Raw genomic sequence first — 20,326 nt, 5'->3', positions numbered from 1 at the left:
GTGATGCCGAGACACACCACCGCCGTACTCACCCTGCTGACCGCCGTGGCCGCCACATCGGTCGTGGGCTTCACCGCCTCCGAGGCGCGAGCCGGCCTCATCACCGTCTGCGTCGGCACCGGCGGCGCGGTGACCGTGCCGAACGACCTCATGGTGCCGGCCGGTGAGTCCTGCTCCCTGGAGGGCACCACGGTCACCGGGAACGTCCAGGTCGGCGTCGGCGCGAACCTGGTGATCACCGACGGCACCGTCAACGGCGGCGTCCAGGTGGCCGGCGACGGTTACCTCGACGCCACCGACACCGACATCGACGGTCAGACCGTGCTGGCCGCAGGCGGCTTCGGGGTGTTCCTCAAGAACGGAACCAGCGGCACGGTCACGCTGCAGCCGAGGGGAACCGCCGCCGTCGAGGGCTTCCTCTTCGTCGAGAGGACCACGGTCGACGGCAACGTCAGCGCGAGCGTCGGCGAGGTCCGCCTGGACAAGATGACCCAGGTCACCGGAAACGTGAACACCAGCGGCGCCTACTACACCGACGTCCACGACTCGTTCGTGGACGGCACGCTGTCGGTGCTGAACAACGCGACCGGCAGCGTCGTGTGCGGCAGCGCCGTACACGGTAAGGCGACGTTCGCCGGCAACCTCGGCGGCGTCCAGCTCGGACCGAACGGGACCCTCGACGGATGCGCCTCCGGCAGCTACTGGGCGCGGGACGTCAGCGTCTCGAACACCACGGGAGGGGTCAGCCTGGACGACAACGTCATCAACGGCCAACTCCAGCTCAGCAACAACAGTCCCGCGGCCCGCGTCGCCGCCACCAACCGGATCCGCGGCGGCGTCACGGGAGCCCAGGCGACGCCAAACCCGGCCGCCAAGCGGGTCCAGTCCGGCGTCCACCGGCCCGGCACCGGTGACGACCGGGCGCAGGACCGCCGCGACCGGGCGGTCGAGGCGGCGGAGGCGGCCGGGCCTGCCCGTCTCTGAACGTCGCCAACCGGCACCACGGCGCTGTCGACCCCCCGCCGGACGTCGTCCGGCGGGGGCTCGGCAGGCGCGCGGCGGTGGTGATCCGTCAGGCGACGGGTCCCCGCCCGGTCCCGGTGCGGGTCACGCGTCGCGGCTGCGCTGCCGACGTGATCAGATGCGCCGGCCGTCAGCAAGATCCCCGGCATTCCGTGCGATCGGACGCAGGTGGGCTATGACTCGATCCGGCCACCACGGCGCGCTCTACACCGGGCCCTTCCACGCCGCGCTCCGGACGGCGATCCGCCGGCGTGGCCTGACGCTCGACCGTCTGCGCGCCCGCCTGGCACAGCGCGGGATCTCGATCGGACTGTCCAGCCTCAGCGACTGGCAGACCGGTCGCAGCCACCCGATGAACCCCGCCTCGCTGCGGGCGGTACGCGTACTCGAGGACGTCCTCGGCCTGCCGCCGGCCTCGTTGACCAGCCTGCTCGGCGACGAGGACGGTCTGCGGCACAGGGTGGTCGACATCGGTGCGGTCGCCGAGCTGCTCGACGCCGTCCCCGGCTCGCGGAACCGCGACGTGGAGCTGATCAACACGCAGCACAAGGTCGTCGTCGACGCCGACGGGCGACCGACCCGGCTGTGGACCCGCACGGCGGTCCGGGCTCTGCGCAACGGCGTGGACCGGTACGTCGCCCGCTACTACGGAGGTCGGGAGTGCGAACCCGGCCTGGTGCGCCCGCAGCCGCTGGACAATTGCCGGCTCGGCCGGCTCCTCGCGCATCCCAGCGCGCCGGCGATGGTCTACGAGCTGGTGTTCGACCAGGCGTTGCGTACCGGGGACACCTGGGTGTTCGAGGCCGAACTGACCGACCCGAACGCAGGCGGGTGCTCAGAGTTCGCCCACGGGTTCCGGTATCCGACCGACCAGTACATCCTCGAGGTGCAGTTCCACCCGGGCGCGCTGCCCGCGACCACCTACGCCTTTGCGCAGTCGGACCTCAACGACGAACGGCATCCCCTGGAGAACCTCGCGCTGAGCCGGCACCACACGGTTCACCTCATCGCCACGGGGGTCGACTCCGGAGTGCTGGGGATCAAGTGGAACTGGTGACGACCCGCTGAGGAGCGGCCACCTTACGGAGCGCAGCGATTGGTGTCAATGGGCGGAATTCCGGAGCTTGCCGGTGCCGCCGCGGCGATGGGACAAAGAGACCGCGGACATCGTGACCACGGAGGAGCCCCCGCCACAACCTTCCGGTGATCGATGGCCCCGCCGAGCGCACCCGATGTCGTCAACAGCTTCATCGACCGGCGACGACACCACTCGACACACTGGCACCTGCTCGGTGACCACGCCTGGCCGCGCCCGGTAGCGCGCGTCCCACCGGCGCACCCGTCCCATGCACCACAGCGGACCGGGACGGCCGAAGTCCCTCTCGTGGCGACCCTACGCTGGAGGTCAACAGTGAGATTTCGTCATCCATCCCGAGGAGCAGGTGTCGTCAGCGTGGCTGCGGTCGTCCTCGGCGCCCTGGTCGCCGGGCCGAGCATGGCCGCCCCGCCGGGCCCCGCCCCGAGTGGTCCAGCGGGAGAGCAGCGGATGCTGAAGCAGGTCCCGCTGGTCGACGCCGCGACCGTCGTCCGCACGGCCACCGAAACGCTCGAAGCCGCCGGGCTGGCGTCCATCGTCATCGAGGAAAGGTCGGTGGCCGTCTGGTGGAAGGGGGGCCGGCAAGCCCTACCCGCCCAGCTCGCAGCCGTCATCGAAGAGGCGAACAGGATCGCCCCGGTCCGGGTGGCGAACGCGCGGTTCTCGAAGTCGGAACTGCTGGCCGCGTCCGCGCAGCTGGAGGCGCGGCTGCGCACCCAGAACTGGTTCCACGGCATCAAGGCCCAGCCCGACGGCTCCGGCCTCGTCGTGAAGAGTGACGCTACCGGCGCGAGGACCGCCGGGAGCGCGCTGCCCACGGTCGGCGTACCCGCAATCCTGCGCGTCGAGGAACGACTGCGGCCCGTGTCCCGGGAGAACGACAGCTCACCGTGGTCGGGCGGAGCCGAGATCATCAACAGGTCCATCGGGGCCGGCTGCACCTCCGGTTTCGGCGTCAACACCCCGGGCGGTCCGGCCGTCCTCACCGCCGGGCACTGCGGCGAGACGGGTCACCGGATGACCGACGGCGCGGGCGAGTTCATCGGCAACGTCGGCGCCGACGACAACAACTTCGACGTACAGGTCATCCCGACCAACGCGGTCAGCAACCGGATCTACGTCGGCGGCGCCGACAGCACCCAGCAGCGGACGGTCACCGGCGGCGGCGCTCCGTTCATCGGCGAGCGGCTGTGCCAGTCCGGCAACACCAGCGCCAACGCCGTCGGCAGGCCCATCTGCAACCTCGAGGTGCAATTCGAGTACACCGACTCCCAGCGGCTGTGGGAGGCCCGGCAGCTCGATGGGCAGACCGCCGCCCGGCCGGGCGACAGCGGTGGTCCGGTCTACCTCGACCGGGGCGACGGAACGGTGACCGCCCGCGGCACGACGACCCGGGTCGCCGGTTCCGGATTCGGTTTCGCCGGCTTCGAGAAGGCGCAACAGCGGTTCAGCGTGTCGATCCCCGGTGCCGGAGCAGGCCGGACCGGACCTGTGGTCAGCGCCGCGACGAACAAGTGCCTGGACATCAGCTCGAGCGGCACGGCTGACGGCACCAAGGTCCAGATCTGGACGTGCAACGGTACCGGCGCGCAACGGTGGACGATCAACGGCGGAACGGTCAGCGGCCTGGGCAAATGCCTGGACGTGCGCTCAGGTGGCACCACCAACGGCACGGTCGTGCAGCTGTGGACCTGCAACGGCACCGGCGCGCAGGTCTGGTCCGTCCAGCCGAACGGCTCGCTGCTCAACCCGCAGTCGGGCAAGTGCCTCGACGTGGCGGGCAACGGCACCACCGACGGCACCCAGATCCAGATCTGGGACTGCGTGGGCGCGGCGAACCAGCGTTGGACCTTCCCGGCCTGATCTCCTCCCGGGGAGCGTCCAGCCGTCCCTGCCTTGGAGAGCACCGCGAACGCCGCGCGTCACGGAGCCGCTTCAGGGCAGGGGCGTTCCCACCCGCTGCAGCGGCGGGCGCGCTCCCGTGCCGGCCGGGTGCAGCGGAAGGCCGTCCAGTGCACTGCGCTCCTCGACCTGGACGGTGCCGCCCGTGGCGCGCGCCGACCGGTCGCGCCCCGTCAGGCGGCCAGCTTCGCCTCGTCGGGCAGTTCGACGCTGCGCTGCCCGGCCGCTGCGGCGGCCCGGCGAACCGCGAGCGTCTCCCGGATCCGTCGCCGGGCCGCACGGCATCGCTGCTCGTCGCGGTGGCTGCGGTGAGCTGGCCCAAAAATCATTTCCGACTCCTGAACGACATGAGCGCGGTAGGCATCCGGATGTGCGGAACGGTGACGAGGCCATGGGCCCGGCCGTACGGAGATGCCAGTTGCACGACCGCCGGAGCCTGGGCCACGACGGAACATGAATATCCTTGCTACGCGAAGCAAAAGGTACCCCTCTCTACCTGGCCAAGCAAGAGTTCCCGTATGGCTCCGGTCACAGGATGTGGGCGTCCGTTCACGCCACGGTCAACACGATCGCCAGGGGCTTCGACCTTGCTCGCAACCCAGGTGCAGCTTCGTGGTCAACCCACCACCGTGCGCCGCGGGCGAGGAGTGGACCTGGCGGGAGGAGCGGGTACAGGCTTCCGGGGGTCGGCGGAGCCGCTGCTTGCGCATGTGGGTGGTGATTACTGTATTGGCGTGAACCCCGATCCCTTGGCCGTTTCAAGAGCTCTCTCGAACCCGGTCAGGTTGCAAGTCCTGCAGTGGTTGAAGGACCCGGTCCAGAACTTCCCTCCCCCTGACGCCGACGCCGCCAGGGGGGTCGGCGTGTGTGTCAGCGACATCCAGCGCAAGGCCGGGCTGGCACCCTCCACGATGTCGGCGCACCTGTCCGTGCTGCACCGGGCGGGACTCGTCCGGGCGACCCGCGTCGGCCAGTGGACCTACTACCAGCGTGAAGAGGATGCGATCAAGGCCTTCGCCGGCTGGGTGATGGCAAAGCTCTGACCAGGAGGTAGCATTTCGGAAGTTCGCGAAATCCAGAAGAAGGAGCTTCCTCTTGCGCGCCATGATCATGACCGATTTCGGCCCCGCCGAGAAGGTCTTCGTCCAGGACGACATCCCCACACCCGCTCCGGGTCACGGCGAGCTGCTGGTGCGGGTCCATGCCACCTCGGTCAACCCGCTGGACCTGCAGATCCGGCGTGGCGACTATCGCGAGGACACCCGACCGCCGCTCGTCCTGGGCCATGACGTCTCCGGCGTCGTCGAGGAAGTGGGCGCCGGAGTGACCCGCTTCAAGCCGGGAGACGAGGTCTGGTACCTCTCCCGCTTCTTCCAGGGACCCGGCGCCTACGCCGAGTATCACGTTGTCGAAGAGTCGATCGTGGCACGGAAACCGAGATCGCTCAGTCACATCCAGGCTGCGAGCCTTCCCCTGGTGGCTGGGACGGTCTGGGAGGCATTCGTCGATCGAGCGCAGCTCCGCGTCGCCGAACGCGTACTCGTGCACGGGGGCGCCGGGGGAGTCGGCACGGTGGCGATCCAGCTCGCCGCTGCGATGGGGGCGGAGGTGTTGACCACATGCCGGGGACGCGACGCCGCCCTGGTCCGGGAACTCGGGGCGCACCACACGATCGATTTCGCAGCCGATGATGTAGAGAAGGCCGTCCTGCAGGCCACCGGTGGCCGGGGTGTCGACGTAGTGCTGGACACGGTGGGCGGAGAGACGCTGACGAGAAGTCCGCACCTGCTCGCACCCGACGGCCGCGTGGTCACCATCGTCGACACCGCCCAGCCGCAGAACCTCCTCGCCGCGTGGGGAGTGAACGCCTCCTATCACTTCCTCTTCACGAGGCCGTCCGCGGAACGGATGGAGAAGCTTGCGCGGCTGGCCGAACGAGGGCTGCTTCGACCGGTGGTGGGAGCGGTCCTCCCCCTCGCTCAGGTGCCGGACGCTCATCTCATGCTCGAGGGTCGTTCAGCCACACCGAGGGCGCGCGGCAAGCTGGTGATCAGCGTCTCAGACTAGAGCTCGCTCCGCGGCCGGGATCGTCCGGGGAGCTACGGCGGCGGCGAGGCGCGTAGCGCGCACCTGTACGGGCCCGAACACCACGCCGGCGCATCACCCCAGCCCGCCGCACGTCGCCCGGGCGCGGCTCAGCCCCGAGCCGGGGCGCTGCGGCGGCCAGTGCCCGCCGGACCGTGGGCAGATCGAGCAACCGAACCCCGATCTGTCGGACCTCCTCGAGCCCCTGAGCGCTGACCTGCGACATCGCCTCGGGCACCACGGCCACCCGGAAGTCCCGCTCGCTCGCCTCGATCAGCGTCGCCCGCGGGCAGTTCGGCAGGTTGCATCCGACGACCACCAACGAGTCGACTCCCCACTCCCCCAGCAGCCGCTCCAGCGGTGTGCGGTGGAAGGCGCCCCAGCGCGGCTTGTAGATGATGTGGTCGCGCTCGCCCACCTGCTGCACGCCGCCGCCGCGGAGCAGTTCCGGGTCGAGCTCCGGGGCGCCCGGCGGAAGCAGGCCGTCGGCGAGCCGGCTGCCCGGGCTGTGCGGGGCCACCAGTTCGACACCACCGGCCAGCAGGGCACGGCGGACCCGTTCGGCGTCGGATCCGCCGGGCTGGTAGAACCGGACGACATGCACGACGGGTCGGCCGGCGGCGCGGAACGCCTCGATCGTGTCGATCACGGCGGGCAGGACCTCCGTCGTGCCGGGCACACCGTACGGCGCTCGGACAGGAAGTCCCGCTGCACATCGATGGTGACCAGAGCCGACGTGGCGAAGTTCAGGTCGAGATGCGGGTCGGTCACGTCAGGCTCCTCGTCAGGCGGCGGTCGTGGTGGTCAGGAAGTGATCCGACAGAGAAGGCCCGGGCCGAATCGGTATCACGAATGAGTGACGACGATTCGACCCGGGCCTCCACAGTTGCCCTCGCCGCGTCAGTTGCGGTTGATCACGAATGAGGATCCGGGCTGGACGACGATGTCGCCGTCGGCGGAGTTGGTGATGGTGACGTTGGTCAGGTTGGCGTTGCCGCGGGCGCCACCCATCGCCAGGATGCCGGCTCCGTTGTTGCTCTTGTCGATGCGGACGTTGGTGATCGCGACGTTCGGCATGTTTCCACCGCCCGTCTTGAACTGGATCCCGTCGTACGTCGAGTCGTGGATGTCGGTGTCCCGGATGGTGACGCCGACGATGTCACTGGTCGACGGGAAGAGCGTGATCGCTCCGAATTCCTGATCCTCGTTCCAGAACGCGCCGCCGGTGCGGTAGAGGCCGTTGTTCGCGATCAGGGTGGTCCCGGAGAACGGCAGCGGGCTGTGGTCGGTGGCCAGCATGATGCCGGGGTAGTTCATGGTGTCGTACACCAGGTTGTTCTCGATCGAGTTGCCGTACCCGCCGTAGATCGCGATGCCGTTGGCCCGCCACGGGAGCTGGACGGTGTTGTTGGTGAAGTGGTTGTCGTGGCCGATGTCCACCGACGGGTCCTTGACGTACGGGTTGGCCCAGACCGCCAGGGAATCGTCGCCGGTGGTGCGGAAGGAGGAGTTGAAGACACGCGAGTTGCGGGTGCCGTTGGAGAAGTTGATGCCGTCCGCGTAGGTGTCCCGGATACGCATGCCGGAGAACTCGACGCCGTCGCCCGGATTCCAGTAGGCGGGGGTGTCGGAGTAGTCGCGACCGACCCAGGCGCCGACATTGGTGTGCTCGATCCAGACATTGCTGATCTTGGTGTTCTTGCCGAACCGGCCGTTGAGGGCGTGCCCGCGGTTGGCCCGGTTGGTCGTCATGCCGAAGATGGCGATGTCGGAGATTCTGGTGTTGTCGTCGATGTCGAAGCCGACGTTGCCCTCGTGCGGGTGGTTGATGTTGCCGACCACGTTCTGCGGCTCGGTGTTGGTGTAGAGCTGTGCGTGCCACATGCCCGCGCCGCGGATGGTGACGTTACGGATGCCCTTCTGGTTCCACTGGCCGCGAGCCGGGTCCGGCGAGAGGATCTTCTGTTCCTGCCGCCACTGCCCCGCCGGGATCCACACGCAGGTGATGACGCCGTTCTGGTTGTCGGTGACCGCCCGCTGGATCGCGGCGGTGTCGTCCCCGCCGTCGTTGGGCACGGCGCCGTACGAGGTGATCGAGGTGCAGCCGGCGGGCTGGCTCAGCGGCGCCGCCACCTGCTCCAGGTCGACGAAGTCGATGATGTAGAAGGACGCCGAGTCGCTGGCGTCCCGCTGCAGCTTGAAGCGGGTGCCGGCCGGGTAGGACTGGCTCAGCAGCGCGTGCGACTCGTCGAACAGCCGCCGCGCGTTCGCCGACGGGACGTTGGACAGGCCCTCGGTGTCGTCGGTCGTGCCGTACAGCCAGCTGTTGCGCGACGACAGGGTGATCTTCCGGCTGAAGACGTCGTTGATGTAGAGGCTGATACTCGCCTCCTGGCCGCCGCCGCTCGCCGAGTCCGGGATCGAGTTGCGGACCGTGATGCCGTTGGCCGCGTTGGTCGAGGTGAACTCGACGTACTGACCGACGCTGTTCAGGCGCACCGATCTGCGCCCCGAGGACTCGGTCGCGAAGTTGGTGTGGCCGAAGGTGCGCAGCTGGTCGGTCTCCAGCAGCGTGCCCTGGTAGCGGGCGCTCTCCGCCTCGTACGACACCCATGGTGTCGCGGCACCGCGACCGACCACGAAGGACTGACCGTACGTGTTGTTGTTCTCGTTGGTCTCCACGACGGTGTTCGTGGCGTCGGCCGTCGCCGTCGCCGTGGCCCCTCCGCTGGTGGCCGTCCAGGTGCCGAGCGTGACGTTCGCCGACGCGCCGGCGGCGATGGTCGGGGTGTTCGCGTTCAGCGTGCCGGCGCCCACCGCGAGCCGGGTGACGCTCGCCGCCGCAGCGCTGGTGCCGCGGTTGCCGACCGTCACGGTGAAGGTGACCGCCGCACCCACCGCCGGGTTGGCCGGGTTCGAGGAGATGCCGGTGACCTGCAGGTCCGGGCCGGGTGCCTGGCTGACCACCAGCGGCGTGGACGCGGTGAAGCTGTTGTTCGCGTTGTTCGCCTCGGCCACCGTGTCGGCCGGATCCACCACTGCCGTCAGTTGGTAGCTGCCCTGCGCCCGCCGGCCGGCGTTGTAGGTGACGGTGGCCGAGGCACCAGCCGCGAGAGCCGGCACCGGGGCGCTGCCGACGACCGTGCCGCCGAGCTTGAAGTCCACCGTCGACGCCGGGGCGTTCGTCGCGCCGGCGTTGCGCACCGTGGCGGACAGGGTCACGTCGTTGGCCTCGCTGGGCGCGGCCGGCGCCCAGGTGGCGCCGCTGACCACCAGGTCCGGGGCGGGTGCGAAAGCGCCGATCGTCTGGAACTCGGCCGCCTGCGCGCCGGGCGCGCCGGTGTTCGAGAAGAACTGCAGCCGTACGTCCGCCGCTCGTGCGCTGATCGGGATGGTCACCGAGTTCTGGTTCGTGGCCGGGTTGAAGGTGTAGCTCGCGCGGGCCTTCAGCGAGGTGAACGTCGTGGCCCCCTGCGCGCGGCCGAGGACCTCGATGCTCTGCGTCCGGGTGGCCCAGACCGGGTCGGGGTTCAGCTTGACCACGACCGAGGTGAGGTCGGCGTTCGCGCCCAGCTTCACCGTCAGGTTCGCGTCCTGGCCGGTGGACTCCCAGTAGGTGCCGGTGTTGCCGTCGTTGGCGCGGGTCGCGACGAAGTCGAACACCGCCGAGGACGCCTCGATGGCCTTGCCACCGGCCAGGTTCGTGCCCTGGGTGGGCCCGCCCGGGTCCTGAGTGCCGCCCGCGCCGTAGATCTCGAACTCGGACAGCTGCGCGGCCGGCCATCCGGTGTTGCCGGTGACGTGGACCCGCACGTACCGCACGGACGCGGCGGCGAAGTCGATGGTGACGGTGTTGGCCGCGGCCGGGTCGAAGACGCGACCTGCGGACCCGGACAGGGTGCTGTAGCTGTTCCCATCGGTGCTGCCCTGCACGGACAGCGTCTGCGTGCGGGTCGCCCAGGCCGTGGCCGGGGGGAGCTTCAGCTTCACCTGGTCGACACTGACGCTGCTGCCGAGGTCGATCTGCACCGACTGCGGGAAGGCGTTGGAGGCGCTTTCCCAGTAGGTCGCCTGGTTGCCGTCGTTGACGTGGGAGGCAGGGTAGGCGCCCAGCGTCGAGCTGGCCGAGGCGCTCTTGCCGAGGGCGAGGTTGGGGCCACCGGCGGCCAGTGCCGGGGCGGGTGGGGTGGCGACCAGCGCGGCGGCGACCACGCCCGCCGCGAGCAGGCCACTGAGCAGCTTGCGTCTCATCGTGTTCTGTCCTCCGGGTTGCGGCAACGGGAGCGTCACAGGGCCGGTCAGCACCGCCGGCCGGATAAGAACGCTTCCTTACACCCGACGCGTGCGAGTTTTCGTGAGCTTGCCCAGTTCTTGCGCGACGGGCATCCAATGTTTCAGATATATGACCGATGCGTCAACGGCCAACATCGATGCAATACGCGCAGCGGTGAGCAGGCGGCCGCCCTGGATGAGCCATGCGGAGGTCGCCGGCAGGCCGGCGAGCACCCTCGCTGCGGACGGCGGATCACGGCGGAGCCGAGGTGGCAGCTGCGCGGCGTGCACGCCGGGCGCCGCCCTGAGACGCTCGACAGGTACGGGCGGCACGTCCGCGGGTACCAGGGCCGCCGGTCCGGTCCAGGCTGCCGAGGTGGCCTCAAGCCTGGTCTACGAAGGCACAGCGCCAACCAAGCTTTGTGGAGGACTGGAACTGCGGGCGCCGCGTGGGATGCCACGGCCGGCGAACTGCTCGTGCGCGGCCAAACTGCCGCCTGCGCCGCCGTCGTCCTGGGCGGCGCGACCTGGGGCGCGGCGAAGTCCCGCGACTGTCGCCAGGTGCCGGTCGGTGGCACTGGTGAAACGACCCGGAGACGGCCGCAGGATCCTCCCTGCGGCCGTCTCCCTGATGCCCCCGGCGGGCGTCGGCGCCGTTACGAGGTCGGGTACTCCGTGAGGTACACCGGGGCGCCGATCCGGGTCGTGTCGGCCGGCTCGCCCACCCCGTTGACCACGTGGTCGATCGTGCCGGCGCTGAGGTTGACGGTCATGATGTGATGCAGCCGGACGCCCGGCGTCACCGGGACCTCGAAGCCGTTCTCGGTGTGGATCGACGGGTTGTTCTGGTTGAAGACGTACACGCCGCCGCCGTGCAGGGTGTGGTGCTTCACCCGGTCGCCGACCTTGTAGCCGGCCCACCCCTCGACGTCGCCGTTCATCCAGTCGGCCTGCGTCGGCGGGTCGTACGGCAGCTCGTTCTGGTACAGCACCGTCGTGCCGTGCTCGCCGTTCCAGACCGTGTTGTACCGCTGGAAGTGCTCGACGAACAGCCCGGTCGCCGTCACGTGGTCGCCGTTGATGACGGCACCGTAGCGACCGATGTTGGTCCGCCAGCGCTCGGTGTCACCGTTGACGCCCTCGGTGAAGCCCTCGACGCCGTGGTCACCGCGCCAGACCCAGGTGTGGTCGATCAGGACGTGGTCGCTGTTCACCTCCAGCGCGATGTTCGCCCGGCCGATGTGCGGCCCGCCGACGCGGAAGTACACGTCGGAGAGCGTCGTCGGGTTGTGCGGGGTGCCGACGTTGTGGCCGTGCTTGCGGCCCACCCGCAGCAGGACCGGCGACTCCGTGAGGCCGGCGTCGATCGTGACGCCGGCCACGACCACACCGGGGACGCCCGCGACGTCCAGCGGGACGGCGCCGTTCACGGCGGTGAGGGTGGCGTGGCCCAGGCCGAGGACCACCGTGTCGGGGCGCCTGACCTCGATGCTGCGGGCGATGTCGTACACGCCGGGCGTGAGCAGCAGGTGCTTGCCGCGCGCGAGCTGGCTGTTGATGACGTGCACCGGATCGGACGGCTTGGCGATGAAGAAGTCGTGGATCGGGATGGTCCGGCCCGGCGTCATGCCGGCGGCCCAGGAGACGCCGCGGCTGTCGCGCTGCACGGCGGGCACGCGGACGTTGTACCGGTTCTTCGCGTCGACGTACAGGTAGGGCTTCTCCCGGCTGAGCGGGGTGGTGTCGAGCGTGGTGTACGGCGGGTTCGGGAACCCGGCGTCGTCCGGGGCGCCCACGACGCCGGCGAAGACCTGGTTCCACACGGCGTTGGACCAGCTGGCGACCTCACTGTTGCGGGTCAGCCACTGCTGCTGCGAGCCGTTGACGGTGGCGGGCAGCCGCGAGTCGGCGATGAAGCCGCCGCTCGCGTACTGGGGGCCGGCGGTGCAGTAGTCCATCAGCGACAGCGTGCCTCCGCTGATGTCGAGGCGGCGCATCGACACCGCCTGGGACACCGCCCAGAAGTTCGCCGAGGACCGGCACCCGTCCTGGCCGGTGGCGTCGATGTCGATCGACAGGTTGGACAGGGTGCGCCAGAAGTTGACCAGCGCGAGGCAGTTGCTGGTGCCACCGCCCTCGAGGCAGCGGTTGTAGGCCTCGACCTTGCCGTTGATGTCCACTTCGGTGGGTGCCGCCCCGAGACCGGAGATCTCGGTGTAGTAGCCGACCTTGACCTGTAGCGGCCGCTCGGCGGTGCCGTAACTGCCCGGCTTGAAAAGGTAGGCGTACCGCTCGGTGCCCATCTCGTTGCCGACCTGCCGGGCGTGCGTCGCGTCCAGCGTGGCCTGGATCTCGTCGATCGGCATGCTCGGGTCGAAGATCTTCACGTTGGGCCCGAAGTCCGGCGTGCCGTACCGCGGCGGACCCGCGGCTGCCGCCGTGTTCGTCGCGGTGGCGGCCACGATCAGCACGAGACCGAAGGCGAGTGCCCGGCCCAATCGCCGCCGCACACCAGGAGACTGCGTCGTCATGTAGGTCGTCCTCTCCGCCGGCCGGAACCCGTTCCGGCGCAGCGAGGCGGGGTGGGAGGTGGGTTCGACGAGGACAGGGAGCGTCATCCGACGTCTCTGTGAGAGCGCTCTCTGGCTCCGTCGACTTGTATCACGCCGTGAATAAAGGGTTTACATGTTTCTACCCTCTAACTCGGCCGCACGCTACGGGCAGGACGGTGATTCTTCACCGGCCAAGTGCGACCCACCATGACGGACCGTCCCAGGCCTGGCTGTATCGACCGTGTGAGGTACGGGTTCGGCACCGGCGTCCGCCGCCTCTGTCCCGCCCGCTGACGTACCCGGGCGAGCGGTGACAGGGAGATGGGCGCCTCGTACGGCGGCCCTGGGTCCACCGGATCATGTCCCCGGGGCCGGTGGTAGCAGTCCGTGCAGGACCACGGCCGACAGCGCGTCGGCTGTGTAATCCCGGTCGCGCGACCCGGTCGGTGCGGCGGCGGGGTCGAGCCGGTCGGCGATCGGGTTCTGGGTCAGGGCCAGCGCCGGGCCGACGATCGCGAAATAGAGGATGTGCGGGGCCACGCGCGGGATGCGCCCCACGTCGATGAGAGCGGTGACCGTCGGTGTGATGCTGTCCCAGAAGGGCCGGATGAACCGCTGGTGCAGGTAGTCCAGTCGGTCGGAGTCGCGTGTGGACTCGTCGGCGATCAGCCGGCTGAGCTGCGACTCGTTCGCCGCCATGCGGTAGAGGTGGCCGACCGCCTTCCTCAGCCGTTCGTCGTCGTCGTGGTACTGGGACAGCAGCGCGTCGCGCTCGGCTTGAACGTCGGCGAGTGCGAAGTCCACCACGGCGCGCCAGAAGCTCGCCTTCGACCCGTACCGGTCATTGATGAAGTTGTGGCTGACGCCGAGCCGGCGCGCCAACTCCCGCACGGTGGTCGCGTCGTAGCCGAGTTCGGCGAAGGTGTCGAGTCCCCGGTGGAGGATCTCGCGCTCGTCGAGCTGCACGGGACCGTTCTTCCGTCGCGGCGTCATTTGACTCCTTTCATCCGTTTGATGCGGGTCCCGGGACCCCGACGTGCGGCGCGTCACGCCTGCTTGACGCTTGTCAGACGGCGGCTATTCTGACAACTGTCAGAAGGTACCCCGAACAGATCGCTCTTGCACGAAGGAAGGTCGTTCAGATGACACTGCAAGGCAAGGTCGCGCTGGTGACGGGAGCATCGCAGGGTATCGGCAGGGCGATCGCCGAACGCCTCGCCGGCGACGGGGCCAGCGTGGTCGTTAACTACTACCCGTCGTCTCGGCAGGACGCCGAGGACGTCGTACGCGGCATCCAGACGGCCGGCGGCGTCGCGGTCGCCGCGCCGGCCGACATCGCCGACGCCGCGCAGCTACGCGGGCTCTTCGACGTCGCCGAAAAGGAGTTCGGCCACCTCGACATCGTGGTGCTCAACGCCTCCAACACGACCCACAGCACGATCGTCGACACGTCCGACGAGCAGTTCGACGCCATGTTCGCCACGAACGTGCGGTCGGGGTTCATCGCGCTGCGCGAGGCCGCGATCCGGCTTCCCGACGGCGGACGGATTGTCGCGATCTCGGCCGGGCTGACCCTGATGCCGCGCCCCGGAACCGGCGTCTACGCGGCGAGCAAGGCCGCCGTCGACCACCTGGTGCGGGTGCTGGCCAACGAGGTGGGCGCCCGCGGCATCACTGTCAACAGTGTGCTGCCCGGCGCGGTCATGACCCCGGCGCTGATCAAGGCAGGGCAGGCCGTCATCGACGCTGAGGTCGCGAAGACGCCGCTCGGCCGGGTCGGTCAGCCGGAGGACATCGCCGACATCGTCCGCTTCCTGGTCTCCGAGCAGGGCGGTTGGATCACCGGCCAGACGATCGGAGCCGGCGGCGGCATGTTCTGACCCGCCACGCGCACGGCGCCCGGCAGGAGCCGGGCGCCGTGGCGTCAGTGCCGGGTCAGGGCAGGTCGATCGGGCGCAGCACCCGGTCGACGGCGTGCGCGATCTGCCGGTTGCCCTTGTTGATGTCGTACGCGACGACCCGCGCGTCGCGATCACTGGTGTCGGCGTCGATCAGCCGCACCTGGCGGAAGTGCCACCAGCGCAGCACGTCCACCTCGACGGTGGCGCCCAGCGCGGTGGTCAGCTCCGCGCCGTCGGCCTTGAGCGCCGCGCGCCGGTCGATGGTCGCGCCCGGCACCACGTGGTAGAGCAGCACGTTCTCGACGGTGTCGATGCCGAGCCCGGCGACGGCCGTGAACGCCGCCTTCTCACTGGGCAGCCGGTGGGCGTGGGTGATGTCCCGGACCAGCTCCCGGAACGCGGCGTCGGTGGGGACGAACGCGGTCAGCGCCACCGTGCCGTCGGCGAGCACCTTCACCGGCGAGTTCGGCTTGGCCTCCAGCACGGCGAGCACGGCCGCGGTGAGCACGTCGAAGTCCCGCGGGTTGTGGTCGAAGCCGCTGGTGTCCTTGGTGAGCACCTCGGCCAGGCTGCGGGTGCCCGGCTGCTTGGTGGCGGCCTGGGCGGCAGGCACCGCGACGGCGGCGGTGGCCAGCACGGTGGCCATGGTGCCCACGGCCAGGCGGGCGGCGAGTCGTGCGATCTTCATCGGCGAACCCTTCATCGGTGCGGCCAGATCCGTGACTTGTCGTCACGACCATTGCTTCGCCCCGACCCCGGCCGGTGGATGCACCCTTCTCAGCCCAGTTCGGCAACCACCTTCGCGGTGAGTTCGCGGACCACGTCGACCAGCAGGTCGACGTCGGCCTCGGTGGTGCGCCAGTTGACGATCGCCGGGCGCAGCGCCACCCGTCCGTCATGGATGGTGGTGCCGGCGTACACCCGGCCGTCGGCGAGCAGGGCCGCGCCGAGCCGTCGGTTGACCTCGTCGAGCGCCTCCTCGGGTACGCCCGCCGGGCGGGCCCGGAAGCAGACGATGCAGAGCGACACCTCGGCGAGGCGTTCCAGCTCGGGCGTCTCGTCGACCCGGCGGGCCAGGCGCTGGGCCAGGTCGAGGTGGCGCTCCACCATGGTCCGGTAGCCGTCACGCCCGTACGCGGCCAGCGTCGCCCAGATCGGCAGGGACCGGGCCCGGCGCGAGGAGTCCGGCCCGAGCAGGGCGTAGTCCGCCCCCTCGCCCGGTGTCGGCAGGGCGCTGCCCTCCGCCGGCAGGTACGCCGCCCCGGGCATGCCGAACGCGGCGGGCAGCCGGGACGGATCCTTGAGGAAGGCGAAGCCGTTCTCGTACGGCACGTTGAGCCACTTGTGCCCGTCGCCGGCGATCGAGTCGGCCCGCTCGATCCCGGCGACCAGCCCGGCGGTACGCGGGGAGAGCGCGGCGAAGATCCCGAACGCGCCGTCGACGTGCAGCCAGGCGCCGTGCCGTTCCGCGATGTCGGCGAGATCGGCCAGCGGGTCGAAGTCGCCGGTGTCCACCTCGCCGGCGCTGGCGATGACCACCGCCGGGGCGGCCAGCTCAGCCAGGCGCCGGTCGAGGGCGACGAGGTCCACCCGGCCCGCGCCATCGCGGGCATGGATCTCGACGCTGTTGCGACCGTGGCCGAGCAGTTGCAGCGCCTTGCGGTCGCTGGGGTGCAGGTAGCCGCCGGAGAGCACCGGCATCCGGGGCAGCCCGGCCAGCCCGTCGGCGGCGACGTCGACGCCGCGCCGTTCACCCCACCAGTGCGTGGCGGCGGCGAGCCCGGTGACGTTGGCGAAGGTGGCGCTGGTGACCAGCGCGCCGCCGAACGTCGCGGGCAGCCCGAACAGCTCCCGCAGCCAGGTCAACGCGATCGTCTCGACCTCGCTGGCCAGCCGCGACGAGGCGCGGAACGCGGCGTTCTGGTCGAGCAGGGCGGCGGTCCAGTCCGCGGCCAGGGCGGCCGGCGTCGTCCCGCCGATGATGAAGTGGAAGAACCGCGGGCCTGCCGAATGGGTGGCCGCGGCAGTGCCGACCCGCAGCAACCGGTCCAGCGCGGCGACCGCGCCCTCGCCCCGCTCGGGCAGCGCGCCGCCGGCCGGCGACCAGAGCTGGCCGAGCAGCGCCAGGCTGTCCGGGTCGTGCACCGGCCGGTCCGCCAACGACGACAGGTACGGCCCGGCCGCCTCGTACACCCGGCGCAGCGCGTCGGTCCCGTCGGCGTCCCGCAGCGGATCGGTCATCGCAGTGCCTCCTCGGCGAGTCGGTGGCGGTCCGCCGTCACCTGGACGACCTGGTGGTCCTGCCGCAGCGGGAGCACCGGCCGTCAGGACGGCAGGGCGGTGGCGGCAGCTCGGGTGGCGGTGCGAATGGGCGACGGGCGCGCCGATGTCCCCCACCCTGGCACCGGCCGGTGCGACGCGCTGCGGCCAATTCCGCCGTGGTGGCCTGCGCCGCCGAGGGCAGTCGCGGTGAGCGCGGCGGCAGGAGCCGGAGGCCCGAACGCGGGCGGGGCGGCGAGGGTGACGGTGAGCGCTCCCCGCCGCGAAGCCGCAGCAGCCGGCGCCGGATGCCGGCCGACCCGGTAAGGGGCGGACGTGAGGGCCGTCATAACGGCTGGACGATCGGCCCGCCGGTGCTGCTAGCCTTCTGGGCAGGTCATGAGCGCCAGCGTCAAGCCCCGGCTCGCTGGCCGGCAACCCTCCTCCACGGTGGGGTGCTCCGGGTGAGGACCAGGCACCGGTGTGGCACCGGTGCAAGCGTGGCCTGGTTTCCAGGTCAACACCGACCAGGAGAACCATGTCTGCACATCTTCTCGCCCCGCCCGTCGGCGGCGCCGCGCCCGCGGCCCTGCCGGACGTACCGGTGACCGCCCCGATGCTGGTCAAGCGGCGACACGTCGACCTGATGCGGGTCTGCAGCGACGGCTGTCGCCGCCCGACCGCGTAGTCGACGACCCCTTTCCTCGTACCACCTTCAGCGGTGTGCCGGTCCGGCACGCCGTCTCCCGGCGTGCCCGTGTGCCCGCCGACCGATCAACCGGAGACACCTGTGCGATTCCTTCCCGCTCTGTCCAAGGTGGCCGCGCTCGGCGCCGCCGCCGTCCTCGCCGCCACCGCGCTGACCGCCTGCGGCGACGACTCGTCCGAGGCCGCCGAGAACCCGTACGGCCTGATCCAGCCGGGCGTGCTGCGCGCCGGCACGCTGACCGACGCGCCGCCGAACGTGTACCTGAAGGACGGCCGGTTCACCGGCTTCGACAACGATCTGCTCGCCGCGGCCGCCGCCAAGGTCGGGCTGAAGGTGGAGTTCGTCGGCACGGACTTCTCCGCGCTGCTCTCGCAGGTCAACAACCGCAAGTTCGACGTCGGCAGCTCCTCGATCACCATCACCGAGGCGCGGAAGAAGACCGTCGACTTCGGCAACGGCTACGACTTCGGCTACTTCGGCCTCGACGTGCCCGCCGGCTCCCCGATCACCAGCTTCGACCAGCTCACCGGCAAGCGGGTCGTGGTCGTGCAGGGCACCGTGCAGGACGACTACGCCACCGGCAAGGGTCTGGACCCGGTGCGGGTGCCCGACTACAACGGCGCGCTCAACCAGCTCAAGGCGGGCACCGCCGACGCGTGGATCGCCCCCGCCGAGATCGGCGAGAAGTCGGCCGCGGACAGCAACGGCAAGATCACCGTGGCGGCCAAGCAGCTCAGCCCCGCGCCGACCGCGTACGCGTTCGCCAAGGGCAACGACAAGTTGCGTGAGGCGCTGAACAAGGCCCTCGACGAGGTCATCGCCGACGGCACCTGGACCCGGCTCCAGGCGCAGTACTACCCGGGCCGGCCGATCCCGGCCGACTTCAGGCCCGGCAGCGGCACCGTCGCGGCGCCGTCGGCGTCGGCGTCGACCTCTTCCTGAGTACGGATGACGAGCGAGCGGGGCGGACGGGGACGAGACTGATGGACACCTGGAGCACCCTGTGGGAGACCTTCTTCGACGGGGACTCGATGCGCGAGGCGCTGCCCGAGATGCTGACCGTCGGGCTGCCCAACACGCTGATCCTGGCGATCTCCGCCGCCCTGCTCGGCTCCGTGCTCGGCATGGCGCTGGCCGTCGCGGGCATCTCGCGTACCCGATGGTTGCGGTGGCCGGCCCGGGTCTACACGGACATCTTCCGCGGCTTGCCGGCCGCGGCGACGATCCTGCTCATCGGGGTCGGCCTGGCCCCACTGGGCATGGAGATCTGGGGCCCGAACCCCTACCCGCTGGGCATCCTGGCGCTGTCGCTGATCGCCGGCGCCTACATCGGTGAGATCTTCCGCTCCGGCATCCAGAGCGTCGAGGCCGCGCAGCTGGAGGGGGCGCGGGCGCTCGGCTTCTCCTGGGGCGAGGCGATGCGGCTGGTGATCATCCCGCAGGGGGTGCGCCGGGTGCTGCCGGCCTGGGTCAACCAGCTGATCGCGTTGATCAAGGACTCCAGCCTGGTCTACTTCCTCGGCCTGGTGGCCAGTCAGCGGGAACTGTTCCGGATCGGTCAGGACTACGCCGCCACCACCGGCAACGAGTCGGCGCTGCTGCTGGCCGGCCTCTTCTACCTGGCGCTGACCGTGCCGCTGACCCACGCGGTGAACTGGATCGACCGGCGGCTGCGTCAGGGCCGGTCGGTGACCGTGGACCCCGACGACGACGGCGGCCTGGCCCTGGCCGGCGAGACCGCCCTGCCTCCGCAGCCCACCGCCGGAAAGGACCAGCGATGACCGGCACCGCCACCACCACCTCGGTGAGCCTCACCGTCCGGGACGTCCACCTCGCCTTCGGGGCGAACAAGGTGCTGCGCGGCGCGGACCTGGACGTCGCGCGGGGCGGCACCGCCTGCGTGATCGGCCCCTCCGGCTCCGGCAAGTCCACCCTGCTGCGCACCATCAACCGGCTCATCGAGCCGGACCGGGGCGACGTACTGCTCGACGGGCGCAGCGTGCTGCGCGACGACCCGGACGCGCTGCGCCAGCGGGTCGGCATGGTCTTTCAGCAGTTCAACCTCTTCCCGCACATGAGCGTGCTGCGCAACATCACCCTGGCGCTGCGCCGGATCAGGAAGCTCTCCGAGGACGAGGCAGTCGCGGTGGCCCGCGCCCAGTTGGAGCTGGTCGGGCTGGCCGCCAAGGCGGACTCCCGACCGGCGCACCTGTCCGGCGGTCAGCAGCAGCGGGTGGCCATCGCCCGGGCGCTGGCGCTGCAACCGCAGGTGATGCTCTTCGACGAGGCCACCTCGGCGCTGGACCCCGAGCTGGTCAAGGGCGTGCTGGGGGTGATGGCGGACCTCTCCGCCGGCGGCATGACCATGGTGGTGGTCACCCACGAGATGGGCTTCGCCCGCTCCGTCGCCGACACCGTCGCCTTCATGGACCACGGTGTGGTCCTGGAGGCCGGCGAACCGGCCGCGATCTTCGAGGCGCCGGAGCACCCGCGGCTGCGCCGCTTCCTGTCGCAGGTGCTCTGAGCG

18 protein-coding genes and 1 riboswitch are annotated in these 20,326 nt (G+C 70.4%); of the genes, 10 read left to right on the top strand and 8 right to left on the bottom strand.

Annotated elements, in window-relative coordinates; translation table 11 throughout:
- Positions 1-3 precede the first annotated feature (3 nt).
- The 3 genes from ACSNN7_RS00780 to ACSNN7_RS00770 all read left to right on the top strand — a co-directional run bounded on the left by ACSNN7_RS00780 (position 4) and on the right by ACSNN7_RS00770 (position 3,982).
- Positions 4-984, top strand: coding sequence for a hypothetical protein (locus ACSNN7_RS00780; protein WP_436678535.1), 981 nt, complete (start codon positions 4-6; stop codon positions 982-984).
- A 214-nt stretch (positions 985-1,198) separates the two neighbouring features.
- Positions 1,199-2,080 (top strand): helix-turn-helix domain-containing protein, encoded by an 882-nt coding sequence (locus ACSNN7_RS00775; RefSeq protein ID WP_436678534.1) that lies wholly within the window; start codon positions 1,199-1,201, stop codon positions 2,078-2,080.
- Positions 2,081-2,476: 396 nt separating this feature from the next.
- Complete coding sequence (locus ACSNN7_RS00770) at positions 2,477-3,982, top strand: RICIN domain-containing protein (RefSeq protein ID WP_436678533.1); 1,506 nt, start codon at positions 2,477-2,479, stop codon at positions 3,980-3,982.
- A 212-nt stretch (positions 3,983-4,194) separates the two neighbouring features.
- On the opposite strand, the gene ACSNN7_RS00765 is transcribed toward ACSNN7_RS00770, so the two are convergent.
- The gene (locus ACSNN7_RS00765; protein WP_436678532.1) at positions 4,195-4,350 is read right to left on the bottom strand and encodes a hypothetical protein; all 156 of its coding nucleotides are present in this window, start codon (positions 4,348-4,350) and stop codon (positions 4,195-4,197) included.
- A gap of 405 nt (positions 4,351-4,755) precedes the next feature.
- Here ACSNN7_RS00765 and ACSNN7_RS00760 point away from each other — a divergent pair, with 405 nt between their 5' ends.
- Both ACSNN7_RS00760 and ACSNN7_RS00755 read left to right on the top strand, forming a co-directional pair.
- Positions 4,756-5,064, top strand: a complete 309-nt coding sequence (locus tag ACSNN7_RS00760) for an ArsR/SmtB family transcription factor (protein ID WP_436678531.1) — start codon at positions 4,756-4,758, stop codon at positions 5,062-5,064.
- Between the two features lie 61 nt (positions 5,065-5,125).
- Positions 5,126-6,088 carry a zinc-binding dehydrogenase gene (locus tag ACSNN7_RS00755; protein ID WP_436678635.1) on the top strand — a complete coding sequence of 321 codons (963 nt, stop codon included), beginning with the start codon at positions 5,126-5,128 and terminating at the stop codon, positions 6,086-6,088.
- On the opposite strand, the gene ACSNN7_RS00750 is transcribed toward ACSNN7_RS00755, so the two are convergent.
- The 5 genes from ACSNN7_RS00750 to ACSNN7_RS00730 all read right to left on the bottom strand — a co-directional run bounded on the left by ACSNN7_RS00750 (position 6,072) and on the right by ACSNN7_RS00730 (position 13,896).
- A complete protein-coding gene (locus ACSNN7_RS00750; RefSeq protein WP_436678530.1) occupies positions 6,072-6,755 on the bottom strand; it encodes a cysteine hydrolase family protein in 684 nt (227 codons plus the stop codon). The two genes, ACSNN7_RS00755 and ACSNN7_RS00750, sit on opposite strands and share 17 nt — an antisense overlap.
- On the bottom strand, positions 6,752-6,877 hold the full coding sequence (locus ACSNN7_RS00745; RefSeq protein ID WP_436678529.1) for a hypothetical protein: 126 nt from the start codon (positions 6,875-6,877) through the stop codon (positions 6,752-6,754). Before ACSNN7_RS00745 ends, ACSNN7_RS00750 begins: the two co-directional genes overlap by 4 nt.
- Positions 6,878-7,006: 129 nt before the next feature.
- Positions 7,007-10,357 (bottom strand): CARDB domain-containing protein, encoded by a 3,351-nt coding sequence (locus tag ACSNN7_RS00740; RefSeq protein WP_436678528.1) that lies wholly within the window; start codon positions 10,355-10,357, stop codon positions 7,007-7,009.
- Positions 10,358-11,034: 677 nt separating this feature from the next.
- Entirely contained in the window at positions 11,035-12,909 is a 1,875-nt protein-coding gene (locus ACSNN7_RS00735) for an adenylyl cyclase (RefSeq protein ID WP_436678634.1), read from the bottom strand.
- A gap of 378 nt (positions 12,910-13,287) precedes the next feature.
- A complete protein-coding gene (locus ACSNN7_RS00730; RefSeq protein ID WP_436678527.1) occupies positions 13,288-13,896 on the bottom strand; it encodes a TetR/AcrR family transcriptional regulator in 609 nt (202 codons plus the stop codon).
- A gap of 176 nt (positions 13,897-14,072) precedes the next feature.
- Here ACSNN7_RS00730 and ACSNN7_RS00725 point away from each other — a divergent pair, with 176 nt between their 5' ends.
- Positions 14,073-14,810, top strand: coding sequence for an SDR family oxidoreductase (locus ACSNN7_RS00725; protein WP_436678526.1), 738 nt, complete (start codon positions 14,073-14,075; stop codon positions 14,808-14,810).
- 55 nt (positions 14,811-14,865) lie between these two features.
- Here ACSNN7_RS00725 and ACSNN7_RS00720 read toward each other — a convergent pair whose 3' ends face one another.
- Positions 14,866-15,519 (bottom strand): fasciclin domain-containing protein, encoded by a 654-nt coding sequence (locus ACSNN7_RS00720; RefSeq protein WP_436678525.1) that lies wholly within the window; start codon positions 15,517-15,519, stop codon positions 14,866-14,868.
- Between the two features lie 89 nt (positions 15,520-15,608).
- Positions 15,609-17,072, bottom strand: coding sequence for a pyridoxal phosphate-dependent decarboxylase family protein (locus tag ACSNN7_RS00715; protein WP_436678524.1), 1,464 nt, complete (start codon positions 17,070-17,072; stop codon positions 15,609-15,611).
- Between the two features lie 413 nt (positions 17,073-17,485).
- Positions 17,486-17,597: riboswitch (SAM riboswitch) on the top strand.
- A 31-nt stretch (positions 17,598-17,628) separates the two neighbouring features.
- Between ACSNN7_RS00715 and ACSNN7_RS00710 the strand changes: the two genes are divergently transcribed.
- The 4 genes from ACSNN7_RS00710 (at position 17,629) to ACSNN7_RS00695 (ending at position 20,323) form a co-directional block, all read left to right on the top strand.
- Positions 17,629-17,778 carry a hypothetical protein gene (locus tag ACSNN7_RS00710; RefSeq protein WP_334454570.1) on the top strand — a complete coding sequence of 50 codons (150 nt, stop codon included), beginning with the start codon at positions 17,629-17,631 and terminating at the stop codon, positions 17,776-17,778.
- Positions 17,779-17,880: 102 nt separating this feature from the next.
- Positions 17,881-18,741, top strand: a complete 861-nt coding sequence (locus ACSNN7_RS00705) for an ABC transporter substrate-binding protein (protein WP_436678523.1) — start codon at positions 17,881-17,883, stop codon at positions 18,739-18,741.
- Between the two features lie 41 nt (positions 18,742-18,782).
- Positions 18,783-19,580, top strand: a complete 798-nt coding sequence (locus tag ACSNN7_RS00700) for an amino acid ABC transporter permease (protein ID WP_436678522.1) — start codon at positions 18,783-18,785, stop codon at positions 19,578-19,580.
- Positions 19,577-20,323: an amino acid ABC transporter ATP-binding protein gene (locus ACSNN7_RS00695; RefSeq protein ID WP_436678521.1), complete on the top strand. Its 747-nt coding sequence runs from the start codon at positions 19,577-19,579 to the stop codon at positions 20,321-20,323. The genes ACSNN7_RS00700 and ACSNN7_RS00695 overlap by 4 nt, the downstream gene beginning before the upstream one ends.
- The last annotated feature ends 3 nt before the right edge of the window (positions 20,324-20,326 follow it).

The sequence above is a fragment of the Micromonospora sp. URMC 105 genome (genome assembly GCF_051386295.1).
In the GTDB taxonomy this organism is placed as follows: Bacteria; Actinomycetota; Actinomycetes; order Mycobacteriales; family Micromonosporaceae; genus Micromonospora.
This window is presented reverse-complemented; position numbering and strand designations above follow the sequence as displayed.

Bases quoted from the DNA above. Each gene is read 5' to 3' on its own strand.
- ACSNN7_RS00780 (WP_436678535.1), top strand. From the start codon at position 4: ATGCCGAGACACACCACCGCCGTACTCACCCTGCTGACCGCCGTGGCC.
- ACSNN7_RS00775 (WP_436678534.1), top strand. From the start codon at position 1,199: ATGACTCGATCCGGCCACCACGGCGCGCTCTACACCGGGCCCTTCCAC.
- ACSNN7_RS00765 (WP_436678532.1), bottom strand. From the start codon at position 4,350: ATGATTTTTGGGCCAGCTCACCGCAGCCACCGCGACGAGCAGCGATGC.
- ACSNN7_RS00755 (WP_436678635.1), top strand. From the start codon at position 5,126: ATGATCATGACCGATTTCGGCCCCGCCGAGAAGGTCTTCGTCCAGGAC.
- ACSNN7_RS00740 (WP_436678528.1), bottom strand. From the start codon at position 10,357: ATGAGACGCAAGCTGCTCAGTGGCCTGCTCGCGGCGGGCGTGGTCGCC.
- ACSNN7_RS00735 (WP_436678634.1), bottom strand. From the start codon at position 12,909: ATGACGACGCAGTCTCCTGGTGTGCGGCGGCGATTGGGCCGGGCACTC.
- ACSNN7_RS00725 (WP_436678526.1), top strand. From the start codon at position 14,073: ATGACACTGCAAGGCAAGGTCGCGCTGGTGACGGGAGCATCGCAGGGT.
- ACSNN7_RS00720 (WP_436678525.1), bottom strand. From the start codon at position 15,519: ATGAAGATCGCACGACTCGCCGCCCGCCTGGCCGTGGGCACCATGGCC.
- ACSNN7_RS00715 (WP_436678524.1), bottom strand. From the start codon at position 17,072: ATGACCGATCCGCTGCGGGACGCCGACGGGACCGACGCGCTGCGCCGG.
- ACSNN7_RS00710 (WP_334454570.1), top strand. From the start codon at position 17,629: ATGTCTGCACATCTTCTCGCCCCGCCCGTCGGCGGCGCCGCGCCCGCG.
- ACSNN7_RS00700 (WP_436678522.1), top strand. From the start codon at position 18,783: ATGGACACCTGGAGCACCCTGTGGGAGACCTTCTTCGACGGGGACTCG.
- ACSNN7_RS00695 (WP_436678521.1), top strand. From the start codon at position 19,577: ATGACCGGCACCGCCACCACCACCTCGGTGAGCCTCACCGTCCGGGAC.